This is a genomic window from Microbacterium sp. NPDC058062, assembly GCF_042885375.1.
Taxonomy (GTDB): Bacteria; Actinomycetota; Actinomycetes; order Actinomycetales; family Microbacteriaceae; genus Microbacterium; species Microbacterium trichothecenolyticum_C.
This window is the reverse complement of record NZ_JBHVSC010000008.1, coordinates 26,168-45,688: the sequence shown is the minus strand read 5'-3', so window position 1 is coordinate 45,688 and position 19,521 is coordinate 26,168. Positions and strand designations below refer to the sequence as shown.

At 69.7% G+C, this 19,521-nt stretch carries 16 protein-coding genes; 6 read left to right on the top strand and 10 right to left on the bottom strand.

Annotated features, from left to right (window positions below):
* Positions 1–26: 26 nt before the first annotated feature.
* Positions 27–233, bottom strand: coding sequence for a DUF3499 family protein (locus ACFVSU_RS20690; RefSeq protein WP_045301176.1), 207 nt, complete (start codon positions 231–233; stop codon positions 27–29).
* Between the two features lie 204 nt (positions 234–437).
* On the opposite strand from ACFVSU_RS20690, the gene ACFVSU_RS20685 reads away from it, so the two are divergent.
* The gene (locus tag ACFVSU_RS20685; protein WP_201448807.1) at positions 438–878 is read left to right on the top strand and encodes a metallopeptidase family protein; all 441 of its coding nucleotides are present in this window, start codon (positions 438–440) and stop codon (positions 876–878) included.
* A 22-nt stretch (positions 879–900) separates the two neighbouring features.
* Here the strand turns inward: ACFVSU_RS20685 and ACFVSU_RS20680 are convergent, their stop codons facing one another.
* From ACFVSU_RS20680 to manA, 4 genes are all read right to left on the bottom strand, one after another.
* Positions 901–2,307 (bottom strand): DUF5719 family protein, encoded by a 1,407-nt coding sequence (locus ACFVSU_RS20680; protein ID WP_387147505.1) that lies wholly within the window; start codon positions 2,305–2,307, stop codon positions 901–903.
* Positions 2,304–5,180, bottom strand: a complete 2,877-nt coding sequence (locus tag ACFVSU_RS20675; RefSeq protein ID WP_387147502.1) for a glycosyltransferase — start codon at positions 5,178–5,180, stop codon at positions 2,304–2,306. Before ACFVSU_RS20675 ends, ACFVSU_RS20680 begins: the two co-directional genes overlap by 4 nt.
* A gap of 86 nt (positions 5,181–5,266) precedes the next feature.
* Positions 5,267–5,593 carry a WhiB family transcriptional regulator gene (locus ACFVSU_RS20670; protein WP_163616798.1) on the bottom strand — a complete coding sequence of 109 codons (327 nt, stop codon included), beginning with the start codon at positions 5,591–5,593 and terminating at the stop codon, positions 5,267–5,269.
* 198 nt (positions 5,594–5,791) lie between these two features.
* Complete coding sequence (manA, locus tag ACFVSU_RS20665) at positions 5,792–6,940, bottom strand: mannose-6-phosphate isomerase, class I (protein ID WP_387147499.1); 1,149 nt, start codon at positions 6,938–6,940, stop codon at positions 5,792–5,794.
* 82 nt (positions 6,941–7,022) lie between these two features.
* On the opposite strand from manA, the gene ACFVSU_RS20660 reads away from it, so the two are divergent.
* Genes ACFVSU_RS20660 through ACFVSU_RS20650 form a run of 3 tightly spaced genes read left to right on the top strand, consistent with a single transcriptional unit; the run spans position 7,023 to position 10,884 of the window.
* Positions 7,023–8,489 carry an O-antigen ligase family protein gene (locus tag ACFVSU_RS20660; RefSeq protein ID WP_387147496.1) on the top strand — a complete coding sequence of 489 codons (1,467 nt, stop codon included), beginning with the start codon at positions 7,023–7,025 and terminating at the stop codon, positions 8,487–8,489.
* A complete protein-coding gene (locus tag ACFVSU_RS20655) occupies positions 8,486–9,841 on the top strand; it encodes an O-antigen ligase family protein (protein WP_387147493.1) in 1,356 nt (451 codons plus the stop codon). Before ACFVSU_RS20660 ends, ACFVSU_RS20655 begins: the two co-directional genes overlap by 4 nt.
* Before the next feature lie 56 nt (positions 9,842–9,897).
* A complete protein-coding gene (locus ACFVSU_RS20650; RefSeq protein WP_387147490.1) occupies positions 9,898–10,884 on the top strand; it encodes a glycosyltransferase family 2 protein in 987 nt (328 codons plus the stop codon).
* A 1-nt stretch (position 10,885) separates the two neighbouring features.
* Here the strand turns inward: ACFVSU_RS20650 and ACFVSU_RS20645 are convergent, their stop codons facing one another.
* From ACFVSU_RS20645 to ACFVSU_RS20635, 3 genes are all read right to left on the bottom strand, one after another.
* A complete protein-coding gene (locus ACFVSU_RS20645) occupies positions 10,886–11,635 on the bottom strand; it encodes an ABC transporter ATP-binding protein (protein ID WP_387147486.1) in 750 nt (249 codons plus the stop codon).
* Positions 11,635–12,441, bottom strand: coding sequence for an ABC transporter permease (locus tag ACFVSU_RS20640; RefSeq protein WP_387147483.1), 807 nt, complete (start codon positions 12,439–12,441; stop codon positions 11,635–11,637). Before ACFVSU_RS20640 ends, ACFVSU_RS20645 begins: the two co-directional genes overlap by 1 nt.
* Before the next feature lie 77 nt (positions 12,442–12,518).
* A complete protein-coding gene (locus tag ACFVSU_RS20635) occupies positions 12,519–13,445 on the bottom strand; it encodes a class I SAM-dependent methyltransferase (protein ID WP_387147480.1) in 927 nt (308 codons plus the stop codon).
* A 165-nt stretch (positions 13,446–13,610) separates the two neighbouring features.
* On the opposite strand from ACFVSU_RS20635, the gene ACFVSU_RS20630 reads away from it, so the two are divergent.
* A complete protein-coding gene (locus ACFVSU_RS20630) occupies positions 13,611–15,881 on the top strand; it encodes a glycosyltransferase (protein WP_387147477.1) in 2,271 nt (756 codons plus the stop codon).
* A complete protein-coding gene (locus tag ACFVSU_RS20625) occupies positions 15,881–17,158 on the top strand; it encodes an oligosaccharide flippase family protein (protein WP_387147474.1) in 1,278 nt (425 codons plus the stop codon). Before ACFVSU_RS20630 ends, ACFVSU_RS20625 begins: the two co-directional genes overlap by 1 nt.
* Here ACFVSU_RS20625 and ACFVSU_RS20620 read toward each other — a convergent pair whose 3' ends face one another.
* Together ACFVSU_RS20620 and ACFVSU_RS20615 are read right to left on the bottom strand one after the other, a co-directional pair.
* Positions 17,159–18,277: a UDP-N-acetylglucosamine 2-epimerase gene (locus ACFVSU_RS20620; protein ID WP_387147471.1), complete on the bottom strand. Its 1,119-nt coding sequence runs from the start codon at positions 18,275–18,277 to the stop codon at positions 17,159–17,161.
* Positions 18,274–19,344, bottom strand: a complete 1,071-nt coding sequence (locus ACFVSU_RS20615) for a glycosyltransferase family 2 protein (RefSeq protein ID WP_387147468.1) — start codon at positions 19,342–19,344, stop codon at positions 18,274–18,276. The genes ACFVSU_RS20620 and ACFVSU_RS20615 overlap by 4 nt, the downstream gene beginning before the upstream one ends.
* Positions 19,345–19,521: the final 177 nt, after the last annotated feature.

Below are 19,521 nucleotides of genomic sequence, written 5' to 3'. Positions count from 1 at the left end.
CGTCGCGGGCCAGGAGAAGTGCAGGATCAGGCCCGCAGGGTCTCGTGCCTGACCACGACCCAGCCCTTGGGCACGGAGAGGCGGTCGGTGTGGATCGCGCAGAGGTCGTGGGCGTGCGGATCGCCGGCGGCGCCGAGCGGACCGAGAGCCGCCATCTGGTCGCCGTAGTCGTAGGTGAGCGTGGACACCGCCTCACGGGCGCATCCGACCTTGGAGCAGACTCTCTCGCGCATCGCGTAGACGCTATCGCGCACGGCCGACACAGGGACGGATGCCGCGCCGCAGCGTCTCCGGCAGACCCTCGTCTGCGCACCCGGTGAGGGCGCGTCCTCAGCTGAGGACCGCTGCCGAGATGCGGACCGGATCTCGGCGCGTCGGCCCGCATTCCCGCAACGCTCCTCAGCTGAGGACGTGGCCACGCGACCTAGGATGGGGGCATGGCGTGGCGTCGGAGCAAGACCAGCGAGCGCGCGCCGCGGCGCGCATCCCGTCACGGACGCCACGGACGCGAAGGGCGCAGCTCCGTGGTCCGCCCGCCGCTGCCCCCGCTCGACACCCGCGTCGACCGGTTCGACCTGTCGGTCGGCACCGCTGCCGAATTCCTGCGCTCGGCGTGGCCGGAGCTGCGCGACGTCCGCTTCGAGGTCGCCGACATGCCCGCCGCGACCGACGACGACGGAATCCCCCGGTGGACGGTGCTGCCCGACGCGGGCCGCATCATCCTCTACCGTCTGCCGATCGAGCGCCTCAGCCACATGCATCGCGACGACGAGCTGCACCGGCGCATGCTGGTGGAGGGTGCCGTCTTCCGCGCGGCGGCCGAGTACCTCGACCGCGACCCGTGGGACCTCGGACCGGAGCGCTTCAGATACTTCTGACTCCCCAAGGGCCGACTCCCGGTCAGGGGTAGACGACGATCTCCGGGGTCGCGACGTCGGCCGGCCACACCGGCACGCCGGCGAGCGCGCCATCGCCCGCGAACGACAATCCTGCGCGCACCGGAGCCGCAGGCTCGAAGAGGTACAGCGTTCGGGTCGCCAGTCGCACCGCGACCGACCCGTTCGCCGGAACGCTCAGGCTGATGGCCGACCCGCCGTCGGTCGGGGTCACGTTCACCGTCACGGGCTCGCCGGAAGGGTTCACCACCGTGAGCGAGGGCGTCGGACCGCCGGGCGTCGCGAACAGCGACGGCACCGTCACCTCGGGCGCCGGCGTGTACCAGGCGAAGTCGTCGCCCGCCGAGATGCCCGTCGCCTGCCACACGGCTGCGACCACGGGGGCGTCCGCCTCGACCGTGACCGTGTAGGCGCCGGGCGGCAGCCCGTTCAGGGCGAGCTCGAGCGGCTTGCCGGCCTCGAGGGACAGCTCCTGGGGCTCCCCGACCGTCTCGGTGCGGCCGGCGGAGTTGACCGACACGCGTGCCGTGGCGGGAAGGTTGGGCGACAGCATCCGCAGCACCGTCGTCTCGTTCGTCGCGCCGTCCTCGTCGGTCGGACGCGTGACCGTGATCCCCGTGATCATCTGCGTGTTCTCGGTGTGGGCGATCGGCCCGACCTGATCGACCCCGCCGGGCGTCAGGGTGCGGGTGATGCTCGTCTGCAGCGACGCGTGGATCGGCGCACCGATCGCCGACACGCGGACGACCGGCGTCTCCTCGCCGAGCGCAAGGCCGGCGAGCGGGACCACGCGCTGCGTTCCCGGCGCGATCACGAGGTCGGCTCCGCCGGGCGGCGTCTCCGGTCCGTCCACCCCGTACACCGTCAGCTGCACGGTGGCGGGGACCGCGCCCGGGTTGGCGAGCAGCACCAGATCCGCGGCGCCGGTGGCTCCCGATCCGCCGACCAGCCACGAGTCGAGGAGCGGCGGGCGGCAGGCGGAGACCGCGAAGCCCGAGAGGTCGTCGGCGTTCGCCGTCGCCGAACCGGTCGCGGCGATGTCGACAGCCTCGCCGTCACGCGGCTCCGCCGTGTACGCGAGCGGGCCGGGTCCGACCCCGGTCGTCTGCAACTGCTGCTCCGTGGCCCCCTCGCCGTCTGCGGTTCCTCCGATGACGGACTGGGGCGCGGCGAGGGTCACCGTGGACGCTGCGGTGGGGTTGCGTCCGATCGACAGCAGCCCGCCGTCGCAGGCGATCACGGATGCGGCCGGAGCCGGGGTCGCGGGAATGCTGAGCGGCTCGCGCACGACGGTCGGCCACGGCACCGAGACCGCGGTCACGACCGCGACCACCGCCGCGACCGATACGGCGGTGCCGATCAGCAGGCGGGCGCTCGTCGTCGCCCAGCGGAACACGCGGCGGTCGCTCATCGACCCTCCTGCCAGTGGGGTCCCACGACGCGCGGGGTGCGCCGGGCCTCCCGGATCGAGGCGGCTGTCGGCACGGCCAGCAGCAGCGCGATGCCGAAGATCGCGAGCTGCCCGAACGCGATCCAGCGACCGAGGACCGACACGGATGCCGCCTCCTCGGGCCTCGGCGCGATCTCGTCGACGACGCGCCACAACTCGCCCTTGGCGGTGTCGCCCACCACGACGAGCGTGTCGCGCTGGCCGAGCGCGGTCATGGCCGAGAGCCGCATCGTGCGCGCGGCATCCGTTTCCGGTTGCGTACTCGGGGCGAGCAGGATGAAGCCGACTCCGCGGTCCGCAAGCTGTCCGACGACGTCCTCCGAGGAGGGAGTGACGAGATCGGCGGCGAGCCCCGCGAGCTCGGCGTCCTGCCGGGTCGGCTCGGTTCGCGTCGACAGCAGGGTCGTCTGCCCGCCGATCGTCTCGCTCGCGCCCCACACCACCTGCGCGGCGACCCCGGCGTCCGCCTGGGGGGTGAGCACGATCGTCCCGACGTCGGGATCCTCGCGCCCCTCCGCGGCGACGAAGGCGGGAAGCGTGCTCGCCGGCCCGTCGGCGATGGTGGCCGCTCCTCGAGTGAACGCGGTGAGCGAGGGAACCGCGAGCACCGCCATGGCGGCGAAGACGAGCGCCGCCGCCACGCCCCGCACCAGGGCGACGCGAGGCGCCAGCCCGGCGTCGAGCGCCACGAGGGCGCCGCCGAGGCCGCCCAGCCACGCCAGGCTCAGCCCGGTGCCCGGCCAGAGCGGCACGGTGATCGACTGCGAGAAGGCGACCGAGATCCCCACCGCGGCGAACGCGGTACCCAGGCCGAGCGCGGTGACGACGAGCAGCACGATCCCGGCCGCCCAGCGCTGCGTGAGGGGTGCGGCGAGGGCGAGCAGCGCGAGTGGCACCGTGAGCAGCGGTACCCACCACGTGGGCCCGTCAGGCAGGATGGTCGCCCACCCGGCGAGGTCAGGGGTCGGGATGCCGGCCGCCAGCAGCGCGCGCCCGGCGGCGTCCGCGGCCACCTGCGGGCCCGCCCACGGCACGCCGGGGTCGGCGACGAGGCTCCACGCCTGGCCGTTCGCGAGCGCGTTCCAGACCAGAGGGAGCGCGAGCGCCGCGGACGGGATGAGCGTCCAGATCAGACGTGCGACGCCACGACCCGCGCGCAGGATGACGGCGGCGAGCACCGCACCGATCCACACCACCAGCATCGCCGGTGCGAGCGAAGGAGCGGTGGCGACCACTCCCGCCAGCAGGATGGACGCCGCACCGGCGCCCGCCCACGAGCGGTGCGCGACGGTGCCCGCATAGAACAGCCACGGCAGCAGAAGGTGCAGGATCACGCCCGTCGGGCGGCCCTGCGTCAGGGCGACGAGCAGCGCGGGCGACAGCGCCCAGACCGCCCCGCCGAGAAGTCGAAGGCTCGCCCGCTCTGTGACCCGTGTCGCGGCGAACCACCCGCCGAGCGCGGCGAGGGGCAGCGCCAGCACCCAGAGCAGCACGAGCGCGCGCGACGGCGCCCAGGCCCACAGGGAGCCGAGCACGGCAACCACCGCGGCGAAGGGATCGGCAGGACCGATCGTGTCGAGGCCGAGCGCACGCTGGCCGTACATGGCGTCGTCCCAGAGCTGCCCGACCGTGGTCGCCAGCGGCTGGAGCGCTCCCCCGCCCAGGACCGGCCACGCCAGCAGCGCCGGAAACGCCGCGACCGAGACGACGAGCGCGGCGAGCACGAGCCACGCCCCGCCCCCGGCGAAGAACCTCAGATCGCTGCGGCGGTGACCACCGAGCATGACCTCGGGGTCGTCGTCGAGTCGTTCGCGCAGCTCGCTCCGCGTCGTGCGCAGTGGTGCCACCTGCGCCCATGACCCGGTGCGCGCCTGCGCGAGGTGACGGCGCCCGCGCCAGACGGGCACCAGACGAACGAGGACAACAGCAGCCGCCGCCCACTCCGCAGCGATGCGTCCGGGCTGCTTGCGGGCCAGGTCCACGATCGAGCGCCACAGCGCGAGCGGAAGGATGGTGAGCCAGTGCAGCGGTGCCACGAACGCCGGCGCATACACCAGCCGGCGGTGCAGCTGCGCGACGCGTTCCGCGTACACGGCGCGGCGCTGCCGCTGCGGGGTGAGGGGCGTCGGCAGACCCGCGACGCCGTCGCCCGCCGTGGCGACGAGTGCACTCGGCACGAGCAAGACGCGCCCGCCCGCCAGGCGTGCCCGCACGCCGAGATCGAGCCCCTCGTCGGCGCCGGAGAGTCCCCGATCGAGGCCGCCGAGCCGCTGCCACGCGTCGGTTCGGGCCAGGATGCCGCGGACGTCGGCGCCGAGCACGTCCTCCCGCGCGTCGTGCTGACCCTGGTCGAGCTCGTCGTCGGCGAGCCCGACCGTGCGGCCGAACCGCGTCATCCCGACCCCGAGCGACACGATCTCCGTGCGGTCGTCCCAGCGCACGAGCTTGGGCGCGACGAAGGCGACCGACGGCGACAGCTCGAGCGCGCCGGCGAGGCGGGCGAGCGCGTCGGGCTCCGGCGCGGTGTCCTGCGCCAGGAGCCACACGGCATCCCCGTCGAGACGCGGCGCGACCAGGGCGGTCGCCGCGGCATAGCCGGTGGACGCGCCGGCCCGGAAGACGAACTCGGCTCCCGCGGCATCCGCGATCTCGAAGAGATGGTCGTCGCCCCCGCACACCACGATGGTGAGGACGTCGACAGGACGCGTCTGCTCGCGAAGCGCCGCAAGGGTGCGCTTCAGATGGAATGCCGCCGGGGTACGACCATCGGGACGAACCACCAGGATGGCGTGGACGCGGTTCGAGGTGACGGTGTTCGACGTGGCGGTGGGCATGTCCTGGTCAGCCTAGGTGGCGCTCGGAGCTCACGCCGGGCGCACGCGCCGGGTCGGCCGGATCGACCGGCCGCCCGGCGTGCGCGTCAGCCCGCTCGACGCTTCAGCTTGCGACGCTCGCGCTCGCTGAGACCGCCCCAGATGCCGAACCGCTCGTCGTTCTGCAGCGCATATTCGAGGCATTCGCCTCGCACGTCGCACGACGTGCAGATGCGCTTCGCATCACGCGTGGAGCCGCCCTTCTCAGGGAAGAACGCCTCCGGATCGGTCTGCGCACACAGTGCGTCGGTCTGCCAGGCGAGCGGATTGTCTTCTTCCGCATCGATGTTGCGGCGTACCCCCGGAACCCCCAGTTGAACCGGATCGACGAACCAGTCGTCGGGAACGCCGGAACGGTATTGCGAAACCGTCATGTCGTTCTCACCCCCCGTGATCCTGCTCCACGCTGGTGCGTGTTGTAGGGCTAATTACACCCGTGTAGTTCGATGAGGTCAAGTCGCAGATAGTAAATGCTCAACCGTCTCTTGAACCTTCACGACGCGCCGACGGCGTGTCGCTCTGTCATAACGGTCCGATGAGAAAGCGATGAAGCGATGATGAGGTGCGGCGTGTCAGCGCCCGGGAAGGGCGATGAAGAGCTCGCCTCCGCCCCGCACGCGCAGGCCGCCCTCGTTCGGCGTGACGAGCACAGCTGCTCCCGGGGCGAGCGTCGCGGCCTCCTGGCTGGCCAGTCCCGCCACCGCCGGACGTCCCGCCGTCGCGACCGCGATCGCGGGACCCTCGAGCGCCACCTCGACGCCCTCGGCGCTCGGCGAGACCGCGAGCAGCGCGAAGTCGGCGACCGGGACGTCGTACCGGCGCACGCCCGCCGCGATCTCACGAGGCCGGATCACGGGCGGCAGCCCCGGCGTCGCGTCGAGCACGCTCACGAGCTCGGCGGCGTCCACGTGCTTGGGTGTGAGGCCACCGCGCAGGACGTTGTCGCTCGCCGCCATCAGCTCGACGCCGAGACCGTCGAGGTAGGCGTGCAGCACGCCGGCCGGCACGAAGAGGCCCTCTCCGCGCTGCAGGGTCACGAGGTTCATGAGGAGCGCGACGACGATTCCGGGGTCGCCGGGGAACGCGGTGTCCAGTGTGCGTGCGAGCGCGAGCTCGGCGGCGAACTCGTCGGACTCGGCCGCGACAGCGGCCGCGATGACGTCGCGTGCGGCGTCGGCACCGTCGGACAGCAGCCAGCCGATGACGGCCGAGAGAGAGGCATCCGTGTCATCCAGACGCTCGGCGAGCGGCCCGGCACCTTCGCCGAGCGTCGCCACCAGGCGACGCGTCGCGTCGAGGTCGCGAAGACCCGCGAGCGCGCGGAACTCGTCGCTCAGCGCGACGATGAGCTCGGGCTTGTGGTTCGCGTCGCGGTAGGTGCGATCGCCGGCGTCGCGCGGGATCCCCGCCGCCTCCTCGCGCGCGAAGCCCTCCTCGGCCTGGGCCTTGGACGGGTGCGCCTGGATGGACAGGGCGGATGCTGCGGCCAGCAGCTTGAGCAGGTACGGCAGCGGTTCGCCGAGACCCGACGCCGCGCCCTCGTCCGCGATCCAGCGGTCGAGCGTGCGACCGTCAGCGGTCTCGGAAGGATCGCCGGGGTGGTCGCCGAACCACACCTCCGCCTCGGGACGACCGGACGCCTCGCGCCCCTCGAGATCGGCGAGCAGGGAGGTCGAGCCCCAGGCGTAATCGCGGGGGTGGTTCGCGAGCGGGATCAGCACCCGAACAGCCTAGCCAGGCGGGGTCGGGACCCCGCTTCCCGGGCTCGCAGATCGGACGGGCGCCCGGGGTACCCTGAGAGCGATGGCCGTCCATTCGAAGCATCCGGCGTCGGCGCCGCCGGAACCGCCGGTCCGCGAGAAGACCGGCCACCTCATGCTGCGCGGCTGGTGCATCTTCGTGCTCTTCATGTCGCTGTCGGGCACTGCGTGGGTGAACGCGTTCGGTCAGACGGCGGCGACGGTCATCACGATCGCGGGCGGCGTTCTCTCCGCCGTCCTGTGGATCGTGCTGCGCCCGCCCGTGCAGTGGCGGCGGCTGCCCTGGTTCGTGGTCGCGTACGTCGCGTGGGCCACGCTTTCGCTGACGTGGTCGGCCTGGCCGGGAACGACCGCGCTCACCCTGCTCCTCCTGTGGATCACCACGCTGCAGGCGCTCTTCATCGGCAGCGTGCTGACCTGGCGCGAGCTCGTGCGCGCCGCCGCGTCGGCGCTCAAATGGGTGGTGGCGCTCTCCTTCGTGTTCGAGCTGTGGGTCTGGGTGTTCATCCGCGGGCCGATCATGCCCGGCTGGATCATCGAGAAGGCCGACGATCCGATCGAGTACTGGTCGCGCGGCAACCTGTTCGAGTGGGACAAGCGCATCCAGGGCATCATGGGCAACGCCAATCTGCTCGCCCCGGTGGCGCTCCTGGCGATCATCGTGTTCGGCATCCGTCTCGCCTCCGGTGCCCCGCGACGCACCTTCCTGTGGATCTGGATCGGGCTGTCGGCCTTCTTGTTCGTGCGCGCCGGGTCGGCGACCGCGTACCTCACCGCTGCCGCGGTGGTCGTCGTGCTGGTCACGGTGCTGCTGATGAGAACGGCGACGAAACCCGGCGAGCGCACCAAGTACTACGTCGCCTACGTCGTCGTCGGCCTCGGCGGGCTGCTGACGCTGTGGCTCGTGCGCGACCTGATCTTCTCGACCCTGGGCCGCAGCGCCGACCTCACGGGCCGCGAGGGCATCTGGGAGGAGGTGCTGGCGCGCACCGGCGAGCGCCCGTGGACCGGATGGGGCTTCGCGACTCCTTGGGTCACCGCCGACCCGGCGTTCGACATCCGCATCATCGACCACGGGCAACTCGTCATGCAGGCCCACAACATGTGGGTCGACGTGTCGATGCAGCTCGGCGTCATCGGCGTCGTGCTGCTCGCGTTCCTCTACCTCGCCTTCGTGTGGCGCGCATGGTTCTTCGCGATCGACCGACCCCGGTGGGACCTCCGCGCCGATCGCCCCTATTCGCCGCTCACCCTGCTTCCCACGCTGGTGGGCGCCATCCTGCTCGTGCAGGGGCTCGCCGAATCGAGCCCGCTGCTGCTGTGGGGCTGGCTGTTCCTCGTGATGCTCGGCTCGAAGATCAAGCAGTCGCCCCATGTCGGCGTGGGTCCCGCCGAGCGGACGGTCGCGATCGAGCGCGGCGAGGCCGTCGCGCGTGACGGACGCGCGGGGCGCGAGCCGGGCACGCCGGCGGCCGCGGCGGACGACCTGCCTGCAGGGCGCGGCGCGTGACCGACTCGCCGCATGCCGCGGCGCCCGGGTGGCTGGGCACACTGCTGGCCTCGGCATCCTTCGCCCGCGCCTTCACGCTCGTCGTCTTCGCCACCGTCTTCTCGGCCTACGCGATCGAGCGGATCGCCGGCCGTGTCACCTACGTCACCATCGTCACCGGGCTCTGCGTCTTCGGTCTCGGCGTGATGATCTCCCGCCGCCGCGAGCTCTCGCTGCTGCGGCTCGTGCCGACGACCGTCGTGATGTTCGTCGTCTGGGCGTTCGCGAGCATCTTCTGGTCGAGCGACTCGAGCGCCTCGTTCTGGAGCTGGGTGTCGATGGCGGCACTCGCGTTCCTCGCGGTGGTCATCGGGCATGTGCGCGACACCCTGCAGACGGTGCGCGCGCTCGGCGATGTGCTGCGGGCGCTCCTCGGCGTCTCGCTCGCGCTCGAGGTGCTCTCAGGCATCCTCCTCGACATCCCGTTCACGTTCCTGGGCATCCAGGGCAGGATCGCCGAACTCGGCCCCGTGCAGGGCATCTTCGGCACGCGCAACCTGCTCGGGTTCGTCGCCGTGATGGCGCTCATCACGTTCCTCATCGAGTACCGCACGCAGTCGGTGCGCCCCGGCGTCTCGCTGGCGTCGGTCGTGCTGGCGGGAGGCCTCGCGGTCCTCAGCGACTCCCCCACCGTCGTCGTGCTCGCTCTGGGTGTCGGGCTCGCGGTCGGCGCGCTCGCCCTCGTGCGCCATGCCCGCCCCGAGCGCCGCGCGGGCCTGCAGCTCGCCCTCGGCGCCCTCGTCGTCGTCGGGGTGTTCGTCGGCTACACGGCGCGGCATCAGATCATCGCGCTGCTCGGCGCCGGCACCGACTTCTCGATGCGGGTCGAGCTGTGGAACTTCATGGTCGACCTCCTCCGCCAGAAGCCCGTGCAGGGCTTCGGCTGGTTCGGCGTCTGGGACCAGGGCGAGTATCCCTTCAACGCCATCAACTTCTGGTTGAACAAGGACCACGCCACCGGCCTGAACGCGTACTTCGATGTGGCGCTGCAGCTCGGCTGGGTCGGGTTGGTGCTGTTCCTCGCGCTGGGTGCGCTCGCGCTGGGTCGTTCGTGGCTGGTCGCGGGCGAGCGCCGGTCCGTGGTGTACGCGTGGACGCCGTTGATGCTCGTCGCGCTGCTCGTGGACTCGATGTTCGAGAGCTTCACCTTGACCGGGCTCGGGTGGCTCATGCTCGTCCTGTGCGCGGTGCGGGCGGGCCAGTCGCGTTCGTGGCGCGAGAAGCTCGACAGCGGGACGGATGCCGACGGCCCTGGCGCGACGCCGGCTTCGGGGCTGCCCCACGCCCAGGGAGAGCAGGGGACGGCAGGGTAGGCTTCTCTCCGGCCCGACGTCTCGGCGCCAGCCATCGTTTTCCGGAGATCATCCCCGTGACCCACGTCCCGTCTGCCGTGCAGTTCGACCCCACCAGCGCGACCATCGCCGTCGTGACCTTCAACCGGTCGGGTCTGCTGGCGCGGCTGCTGACGAGCCTCACCACGATGGACCCGAAGCCGGGCCACATCGTGATCGTCGACAATGCCTCGACCGATGACACCACCGATGTCGTGGAGTCCTTCCGCGAGAGCCTCGAACCGGCCGAGCTGGTGTACCGCCGGCTCGAGACGAACACCGGCGGCTCCGGTGGCTTCAGCGAGGGCATGCGCGTCGCCTACGAACTCGGCTCCGAGTGGATCTGGCTCATGGACGACGACGTCGAGGTCCTGCCCGACGGCCTGGCGAAGATGGGCAAGTGGGCGCCGCGCTTCAAGAGCATCCAGGGCCGCCGCTACGACTACGACGGCAGCGCGTTCTACTGGCAGTACCGCGTGGCCGAGCCCCTCGGCATTCCGATCCCGTTCGCTCCGGCCGAGTTCGACGAGTCGGGCTACAAGCCGATGAACTCCGGATGCTTCGAGGGCATGTTCATCCACCGCGACATCGTGCAGCAGATCGGCCTGCCCGACCCGCGGTTCTTCATCTACTGGGATGACCAGATGTACGGCTGGCTCGCATCTCGCAAGACGCAGTCGGTCATCGTCGACGAATTCGTGCTGCGGCGCACGCGCGAGATCAAGCAGTGGGACATGGGCATCCGCCACATGAACGCGTCGAGCAACGCGTACCGCTACTACATCATGCGCAACCGCGCCTACATCAAGAAGTACTACCGCTCGCTCGACGTCTACAACCCGCTGCTGTTCGGCCTCGGCACGAGCCTCACGTTCGGCAAGGAGCTCATCCGCCTGGTGTTCGTGGAGCGCACGTTCCGCGGCACGTCGAACCTCTTCCGCGGTCTGCGCGACGGGCGCAAGATCGCGAAGGATGCCTCGTGGCAGCCGATGCCGCCGCTCGAGGCGGCGACGGCGCAGGCCTGATTCAGGCGCCTGTCGGGTAGTCCGCGTTGTAGCGGTCGAGCACCTCGTCGATCGGGGCATCCATCGCCAGATGATGCTTGTCGAGGTAGAGACCGCGCGTGCAGAAGCGGCGCAGGTCGCGCTCGCTGTGTGAGACGAAGAAGAGCGTGCGCCCGTCGGCGAGGAGTTCGTCGATACGCTTGTAGCACTTCTCCCGGAACGCCTTGTCGCCGACCGCGAGGACCTCGTCCACCAGGAGGATCGGCTCTTCCAGCTGCGACACCACCGAGAACGCCAGGCGCACCTTCATGCCGTTGCTCAAGTGCTTGTAGGGCGTGTCCACGAAGTCGTCGAGCTCGGCGAAGTCGATGATGCCGTCGAATCGACGTGCGACCTCGGCCTTCGACATCCCATGCAGCCCGGAGGTCAGGCGTACGTTCTCGCGCACGGTGAGGTCGCCCACGAAGCCGCCGGTGATCTCGATGAGCGGCGCGACGCCCCCGTTGACCGATACCGAGCCCTCGTCGGCCAGGAGCACTCCGGCGACGAGCTTCAGCAGCGTCGACTTGCCCTGACCATTGCGCCCGACCACGCCGATCGACTCCCCGGGCCTCACATCGAAGCTCACGTCGCGCAGCGCCCAGAATTCGCCTGGCTTCGACCGGCGGGTCGAGTCCGAGAACAGGTCCTTGATGCTGCGCCGACCCCGCCTGTTGCGGCGGAAGCGCACGCCGAGACCCTGCACCTCGATCGCGAGATCGGACGCCGTCATCACAGCTCCTTCAGAACGGGACGCTCGAGCCGCCGGAACACGAAGATCCCGAGGCCGAGGAAGAGGAAGCACATGACGGCCCCGATGCCGATCACCCAGGGATCCCACTCCTCCGCGAAGAACCCGACGCGGTACAGCGCGAAGATGCCCGACAGCGGGTTGAACGCGGCGAGGGTCTCGAACGCACCCGGGAGATCCTCGACGCCATAGATCACCGGCGAGGCATAGAAAAGGGCTCGGAGAATGAGCTTGGTGGTGCGCTCGAGGTCGGTCCACATCACGCAGAGCGGCGCGACGAGGAGCCCGAGGCCGACCAGGAGCACCCCCTGGAGGGCGATCGCCACGGGAACCCACAACAGGCCCCAGTTGAGTTGAGCGGGGTGCTCGGAGAACTCGGAGAACACGACGAAGAGCGCGAGGACCGGCAGGGAGCACAGGAACTCGATGCCTTTGCTCAGCACGATCCGGTTCACCCAGATGGAACGCGGGATCGCCGTGGATCGCACGAGACGCGCGTCCTTGTTGAAGGCGCGCGTGAAGTCCGATACCGACGAGTTGAACCATACCCACGGCAGGAGCGCGGTGATGAGGAACACGATGTACGGTTCGTGACCGACCGTGCGCTGAAAGACCTGGGTGAAAACGAACCAGTAGATCGCGCTCATGACGAGCGGGTCGAGGATCGACCACAGGTACCCGAGTGCGCTGGTGGCGTAGCGCACCTTGAGATCACGCGCGGACAGCAGCCACAGCGAGTGGAGGTAGCGCCGGGGCGATCCGGGGGCGCCGACGGCGGCTGTGGTCACGTTGACGATCTTAGGCGGCTGGCATTCACCCTCGCTGACACCGCGGCCGCGGCCCGCCGCCGGTGCGGGTGGCGGCGTCAGCTACGTCGGCGCCATGCCCCGAGGGAACGCAGCGGCGCGGTGACACGCCAACTCGTGCTCGCGGTCATCGCATCGATGTGATCGCGCTGGGCCTTCAGCTCGACGGCTTGCTGTTCCTCATGCGCCGAGCGGGCGCGTACCTCTGCTCGCACCTGGTCCAGTTCGCGCGGCAGCGTGAGCAGCCACGCCTGCCGAGCCGCCACCTCGCCCAGCCGGGCGAAGTCCGAACGAATCCGCTCAGCGGTCGGGGCGTCTGCTTCGAACAGGGCGCGCAGCGCCGGCGCAGAGGGCTCGCCCATGCTCAAGACACCGAGCCCATGCCCATGCGAGAACGCGAACGACCGGCCGGGCGTGGCGATCTCGTCCCAGAGCCGCCAGACGCCGAAGCCATTCCCCTTCTCGGCTATGTCGTGGAACAGCACGACGCCACCCTCCCGCACGGTGCTGCGCCACTCCGAGAAGTCGGCGAGCGCATCGTCGTAGCCGTGGCGTCCGTCTATGTGGAGGAGGTCGACCGACGCATCCGCGAAGAGCGGGCGCGACTCGTCGAAGCGCCCACGGATGAGACGGACGGAGTCCGCGTACTCTGCGCGCGAGATCCCGTCGACGTAGTCGAGGACGTCTTCGCCGTAGAACCCCGCGTGATCGTCGCCCTGCCAGGTGTCGAGTGCGTTGATCGTCGTCGTCAGTCCCAGCCGCTTCGAAGCCTCGGCGAAAGCGAAACACGAGTACCCGAAGTGCGTTCCCAGCTCGACGACAACGCTTGGGCGCAGGACATCGATCATCCAGGCGGCGAAGGGCCCGTGGGTCCACCATGCCGACGTGGGGTAGTGGACCGGCATCCAATACGCGGCGGGCGTCAGCCAGAACGGGGCGCTCGCGCGCCCCTTCCGTGCGGCGCCGGCTTCCACGGACAACTCCATACTCGCGCTCCATTGCTCGGGTTCGAGCCAGCCTATTCGGTCGACTCCGCACCTCGGAGGTCTTGCGGGCGTGCACGCTCGGACGGTCGAGCCGCCTCGCGGGCTCGGCGCGGGGCGACCCGTCCGATGTCATACACTTGACGGCGACCTGAATCGATGGGACCCATGACGCAGATCCTCGCCTCCAAGGCGCGGACGGGCCCGACATCCAACACGTTCTGGCCACGGTCGACCAGCCTGTTCCTGTTGCTCGTCGGCCTCGTCCTCGCCGTGACTTCCTTCATCGTCGTGATGAACATGCCGGAACTCCCCTGGCACTCGGCGCGGGACGCGGAACTCCGCGCCACCTACGACGCGTATCGCACGACTGGGACGCTGCTCATCAAGGAGACGGGCTCGGGGTCCTATTACACGCAAGCTCCGGCATCCGGCCCCTGGAGCTCCGCGGCATGGGACGACGATCCCGGCTCGTACATGATCGCCAGTCTCATGAGCCACGTCACCGGCTCGGACTCGCCGTACCCCGGCCTGGGCCTCGTGCAGGCGCTGCTCATCTCGATCCCCCTCCTTTGGCTGCCGATGGCCGTCGCCCGCATCTTCCGCCGGGCGCGGGCGGGTTACGCGATGCTGCTGCTGCCGGCGCTCATGTGGATCGTCAACAACGGCACGGTGCTGATCGGAACCGAGTTCGGACTCTCAGACGAGATTGCGACGCTGCGTGTATACGCCCTCTACGGGATCGCCGCGTCGATGGCTTTCCTCTCCCTCACGCTGCTGCTCCTGTTCAGCACCTACCGACTCCGACTGCCCGCGCTCCTCGGCGCGAGTCTGCTGATCGGCGTCCTGGCCGGATTCGGCAATCTGGCTCGTTCCCTGTCCGGGATGGGGATCGCTGCCGCGGTCGCCGTGCTCTGGTGGCTCAACTCGACCGGCCGCTGGCGCTGGGCCAAGGCGCTGGCTGCCGGAGTCCTCGCCATGGCGCTCGCATTCGGTGTGCAGACCGGCGCGATGAGCATGGTCAACGCCGGACGCGTCGTGGCGACTGGCGAATCGCTCGAGCAGCTTCCGGACGCGCACGGCGTCTGGCATCCCCTCTATCTGGGGCTCGCCTGGCCCGAGCCGATCACCGGGCAGCCATCCCGCTTCGGAATCGAGTGGTCCGACGAATTCGGGTGGAACAAGGCTCGCGAGGTGAATCCCGATGTGATCATCGCGAGCGAGGAATACGACCTCATTCTGAAGGATTACTACCTCGACGCGGTGGCCTCCGACCCGATCGGTGCTGTCAAGGTCTACGTGCAGAAGACGCTGTTCGTCATCAAGCATTTCGGGGCGATGATCATCTTCATCGTCGTCGGGTTCGTGCTCGCCCTCACCCGGAGATCGCCGCAACGGCGGCCGCTCGTAGCGGCCCTGGCGATCGCGCTGCCGACCCTCGCGCTCGGATTCGTGCCACCCGTGCTGGTGATGCCGTACCTCTATTACTTCTCCGAGCTGTCCGCTGCTCTCGGCATGCTCACGGCGGTCGCCCTCGGCGCGTTCGTGTGGTCGATCACGTCGATGCCCTCGCACGTGCGCGCGCTCGAACGCACACGCCTCAGCACCCGTATCGAGCCTGCGATGGAGGCCGCTGATCACGTCGGCCTCAGCGTCGTCGTCCCCACCCGCAACGGCGAACAGGTGATCGGCGACACGCTGGCGACGCTCGGACGCGAACTCTCCGACGACGACGAGATCGTTGTCGTCGAGAACGGCTCGACCGATGGAACCGTCGGCGCGTTGGAGCGCCTGACCGCCGAGTGGACGGCCCGACCGGCCCTCGTCGTGCTCCATTCCTCGCCCGGCTTGGGCGAAGCGCTCCGGACGGGGCTGCTCGCAACCCGCGGTAGCCGTGTCCTGCTCTCGGCGGACGACCTCCCGTTCGGTCTCACCGATCTCGAGCATTTCCGCACCCTCCCAGAAGCCACCGTCGTGGCGATCGGCTCCAAGGCCCATCCGCAGTCCGACGTCGTGCGCGGTTGGAGACGGTCGGTGCAGTCGCGGATCTTCCGATTCCTCCGCGAGGCGCTCCTGCAGTCGCGAGTCGGCGACAGCCAGGGCACGATCTGGGTCGCTGGGCCATGGGGCCGCTCGTTCGCGCTGCAGTCGCGCGAGACCGGGCTGATGTGGACCACGGAACTTGTTCTGGCCGCCGAACAGCAGGGTATCCGCGTGACGGAGGTCCCCGTGCGTCTCAGCAACGGTCACGAGAAGGGCGCGAGTCGGTTCCGCTTCTCCGACGCATGGCAATCCGTCGTCGGGTTCACGCGGCTCGCGATCTACAAGGACGACTACTGCAACGAAGACTGGACGCGCTCGACGCGTGCTGACGACGAAACCGCCGCAGAGGTCGAGACGGCTCCCGCCGTCATCGCCGCCGTCGGCGGGACGCCCTGATGGTGGATGGCTCCAGCCCTCCCTCTTCCGAGGGGCCGTCCGATCCACGCCGGCTCGGCGGCCATATTCGCGCTCATGCACGCGGCCTGTCCGCCGTCGCACTGGCGACGATCATCGGCATCCTCGCCTCGTTCCTCGCACAGATCCTGAGTGCGCGGTACCTCGCCCCCGCCGAGTTCGGCCTGTTCGCCGCGTTCCTCGTCATCGTCAACGTCGCCGCAGTCGGCAGCTCGTCGCTGCAGAACACTGTGACGGTCCACACGGCGGCCACACCTGGGGCGTCGGTGCGCAAGAAGAGCCGTTGGCCCTGGGAGGCCATCGCGATCGGGTTGGCGGGAGGCATCGCCGTCGCCGCGATCTCACCGCTGATCGCGCAGTCGCTGGCGACCGACGTGGCCGTCGTCTTGGCCGCCGCGGTCTCGATCCCCCTCAGTTTCGTCTTCGCCGATGCCCTCGGACTGCTGCAGGGAAGCGGCAACGTCGCCAAGGCGGTCTGGTGGACGACCGCATCTCAGCTCGTGCGCGTCGCCCTCATCCTGGTGACCATTCTCGTCGGCGCCGGCATCGGCGGGGTGATCGGTGCGGTCATCGCCTCAATCGCGGTCTGTCTTATCGGAGCGGAATGGGCTGCTCGCCACGTGAACCGACCGAACACCGGCGCGTTCAGCATCACAGGCGCGACGATCATCGTGCTGACCGTGGCCTTCGCCTGGCTCACCACGTCTGACGTCATCTTTCTCCGCGCCGGCGCCCCGGAGGACGTCGTCGGCGCCTACGCCGCGGTGACCGTCCTCGTGCGCGCCGGCCTCATAGTCCCCTCAACGCTGTCGCTCTACCTGCTGCCGCGTTTCGTCCGCAATCGCGACAATCCCCGGTTGTCGCGTCTGGGCGTGCTCGTGACCTTAGGCGTCTCGTTCGCAACCAGCGCGGCCATGATCCTGCTGTTCGCCCTGCTGGGTGAATGGATCGTGGCTCTCCTTTACGGTGACCGGTATGCGGCAGCCGTGTCGCTGCTGGTGCCGACGGCGCTCGCCTACCTGCCGTGGATCGCGGCGCAGGGCCTCCTCATCAAGATGACCTCGTCGGCGTCCAAGTCAGCGGCGGCCATCCTCCTCGTGGCGGTCATCGCGCAGTGGGCGGCCTTCACCGCCGTCATCCCGGACGTCGCGGCGATGCTCTGGGCCTACGGCATCATCGGCGCAGTGGTCCTGATCGTCTTTCTCGTCATCGACGCGATCCACGCACGGCGGATCACCGCGCGAGCCGCGGCCCGCTGATCAGCCGCGAGGAGTGTTGCTCTCCTCGACCTGACTCGGCACCGCGAGCCCGCGGGCGACCAGGTCCGCGACGATGATGTCGGACGGAGATTCTTCGATGGCCCGCCCAGTCTGCCGATATCCCTCGTAAGAGCCGAGGAACTCCGAGAGCACGGCGAGATCCCACTCCGATAGCACTGCAGTCGTACCGAAGCCCTCGCGGCCCTCCGTCACCTTGCGGTGGATGAGCGTCGGCACTCCGAGCGCGGCGGCCTCCTGCTGGACGCCGCCGGAGTCGGTGACGATGAAACTCGCTTCGCTCATCGTCGCGACGAACTCGCTGTGCTCGAGCTTCGTCATCAGCGTGAACTTCTCGAATCCGAGTTCCTCGATGGCGAGCGCGATCGCCGAACTGGAGTAGGAGTCGACGATGATCCGCAGCGGCAACGGGGTGTCGGCCTCGAGCGTGGCCAACGTTTCCCGGACGAACGACGGAACAGAGATGAACTCGTAGCGATGCAGCAGGACGAGGCCGTACGGCTTCGCCTCGCCGTCGGCCGAAGCCGCCGCACGCCCGACGACGTCCCGCACGGCGTCCTTGGCTGTGTTGCCGTGGGTGAGCACGACGTTCGGCTTGCCCGCGAGGTTGCCGGCTGCCTCTTCCGACGGCACGTAGTGGATATCGGCGAACCGGCCGACGATGCGACGGTCGAGCTCCTCAGGGAAGGGATTGCGCCAGTCCCCCGAGCGCAGTCCCGCCTCCACGTGAGCCACCGGGACGTGAAGGCGTCGGCCGATGAAGGTGCCGAGCACGGTCGTGACGGTGTCACCGTGGACGATCACCACGGAGCCCTCCGGAAGCGAACGACGGATCGAGCGCAGGTTGCGAACAGCCCATCCCACGACGTCGAACACCCATCCCACCATCTGGATAGGCGTCTGCAACGGCCGGCCGCGCCAGCCGTCGGCGATGACACGGTCCGGCGACCTCAGACCGAGCTCGGGGATGGCGCGTCGCAGCGACTCGGTGTGTTGCTGCGTCACCCATTGCTGATACGGCACGCCGAGGGCATCCAGTCGCCGCGCCACGGGGGCGATCTTGATCGCCTCTGCGGTCGTGCCGTAGATGAAGATGATCATGCGAACTCCTCCTTGCGGGGCCGCAGGAACGCGCGCCGATGGATGAACACGCCGCGGACGAGACCGAGCCAGAACGGCGCGACGAAGACGGGCAGACAGACGACGAAGGCGAGAAGGCCGCGCCGCGGGCAGCGGTTGAACGCGGCGACGGCGACCGGGACGAGCGCGGCCACCACGAGGAGGATGGCCACAGCGAGCGCGAGCGCGCTCATGCCGACAGCCACGAGGACGATCAGTGCCGCCACGGCGCCCACCGGGAGAACCGCCAGCAGCAGCAGCACGGTCGAGCGCAGCACACTCGTGCCCGCGTAGCTGTCGACGAAGAGGGTGCCACGGTCGAAGCTGTGGCGCACGAACCCGCGCAACGTGGTCCGAGGGCGGTAGGTGGCGGCGATGCCGGGGTCGAGGCGGATGGACGAGGAGGCCGCGATGTGGCGGAGGATCTTCGTGTCGTCCGAGACGAACCGTGCGTCGCCCTCCGGCCAGCTCGCCAGAAAGGCAGCCTCGAGGTCCTCCTTGCGGGCGATGAACATCCCCGTGCCCTTAGGCGCGGAGTCGAACGTCTCCTGTGTCAGTTGGAAGGGACGGGGCGAACGCAGGAATCCACCCCAGAAGACGTGCGTCGGCACCTCCCAGAACAGCCCAACGAGGGGCGAGGCGGGGTCTGTCACGACATAGCCGTTCCACGCTCTCTGCGAGGGATCGGCTTCGGACGCGCGCGCGTAGTGCCGCAGGGCGTCTGGGGCGACCAGCACGCGCGAGTCGAGCAGGAAGACGGTGGCGGATCGCGCACGCCGCAATCCCGCCCATCGTGCGAGGAAGCGCCCGCTGTTCTCCTGGGAGACGACCACGATCGGTCCCGGGAATCCGACAGTCGCGGCCTGAAGGACCGCGAGGGTGTCGTCGGTGGATCCGTCGTCGACCACGACGACCTCGACCGCGATCTGCGCCTCGCGCACCGCTGCCGCGAGAGCGTCAAGGGTCGACGGAAGCCAGCGCGCGGAATTGAACGAGGGGATCACCACGCTGAGCGCGAACGATGTGTCCCCTGTGAGGCCTTCACTCATCGTTCGAGCAGTCCCCCGACGCGGCGTGCGCCTGGTCGTCCGAGGAAATCGTGGCCATCGTCGCACGGATAGCATGGTTGACGGTCGCCGGTCACCCATCCAGCTTAACCGGGCAGGCCCCCGTCGCTGCATCCTGCACGCGACGAGAGCGATCGACGACGAGAATGAGCCGGATTC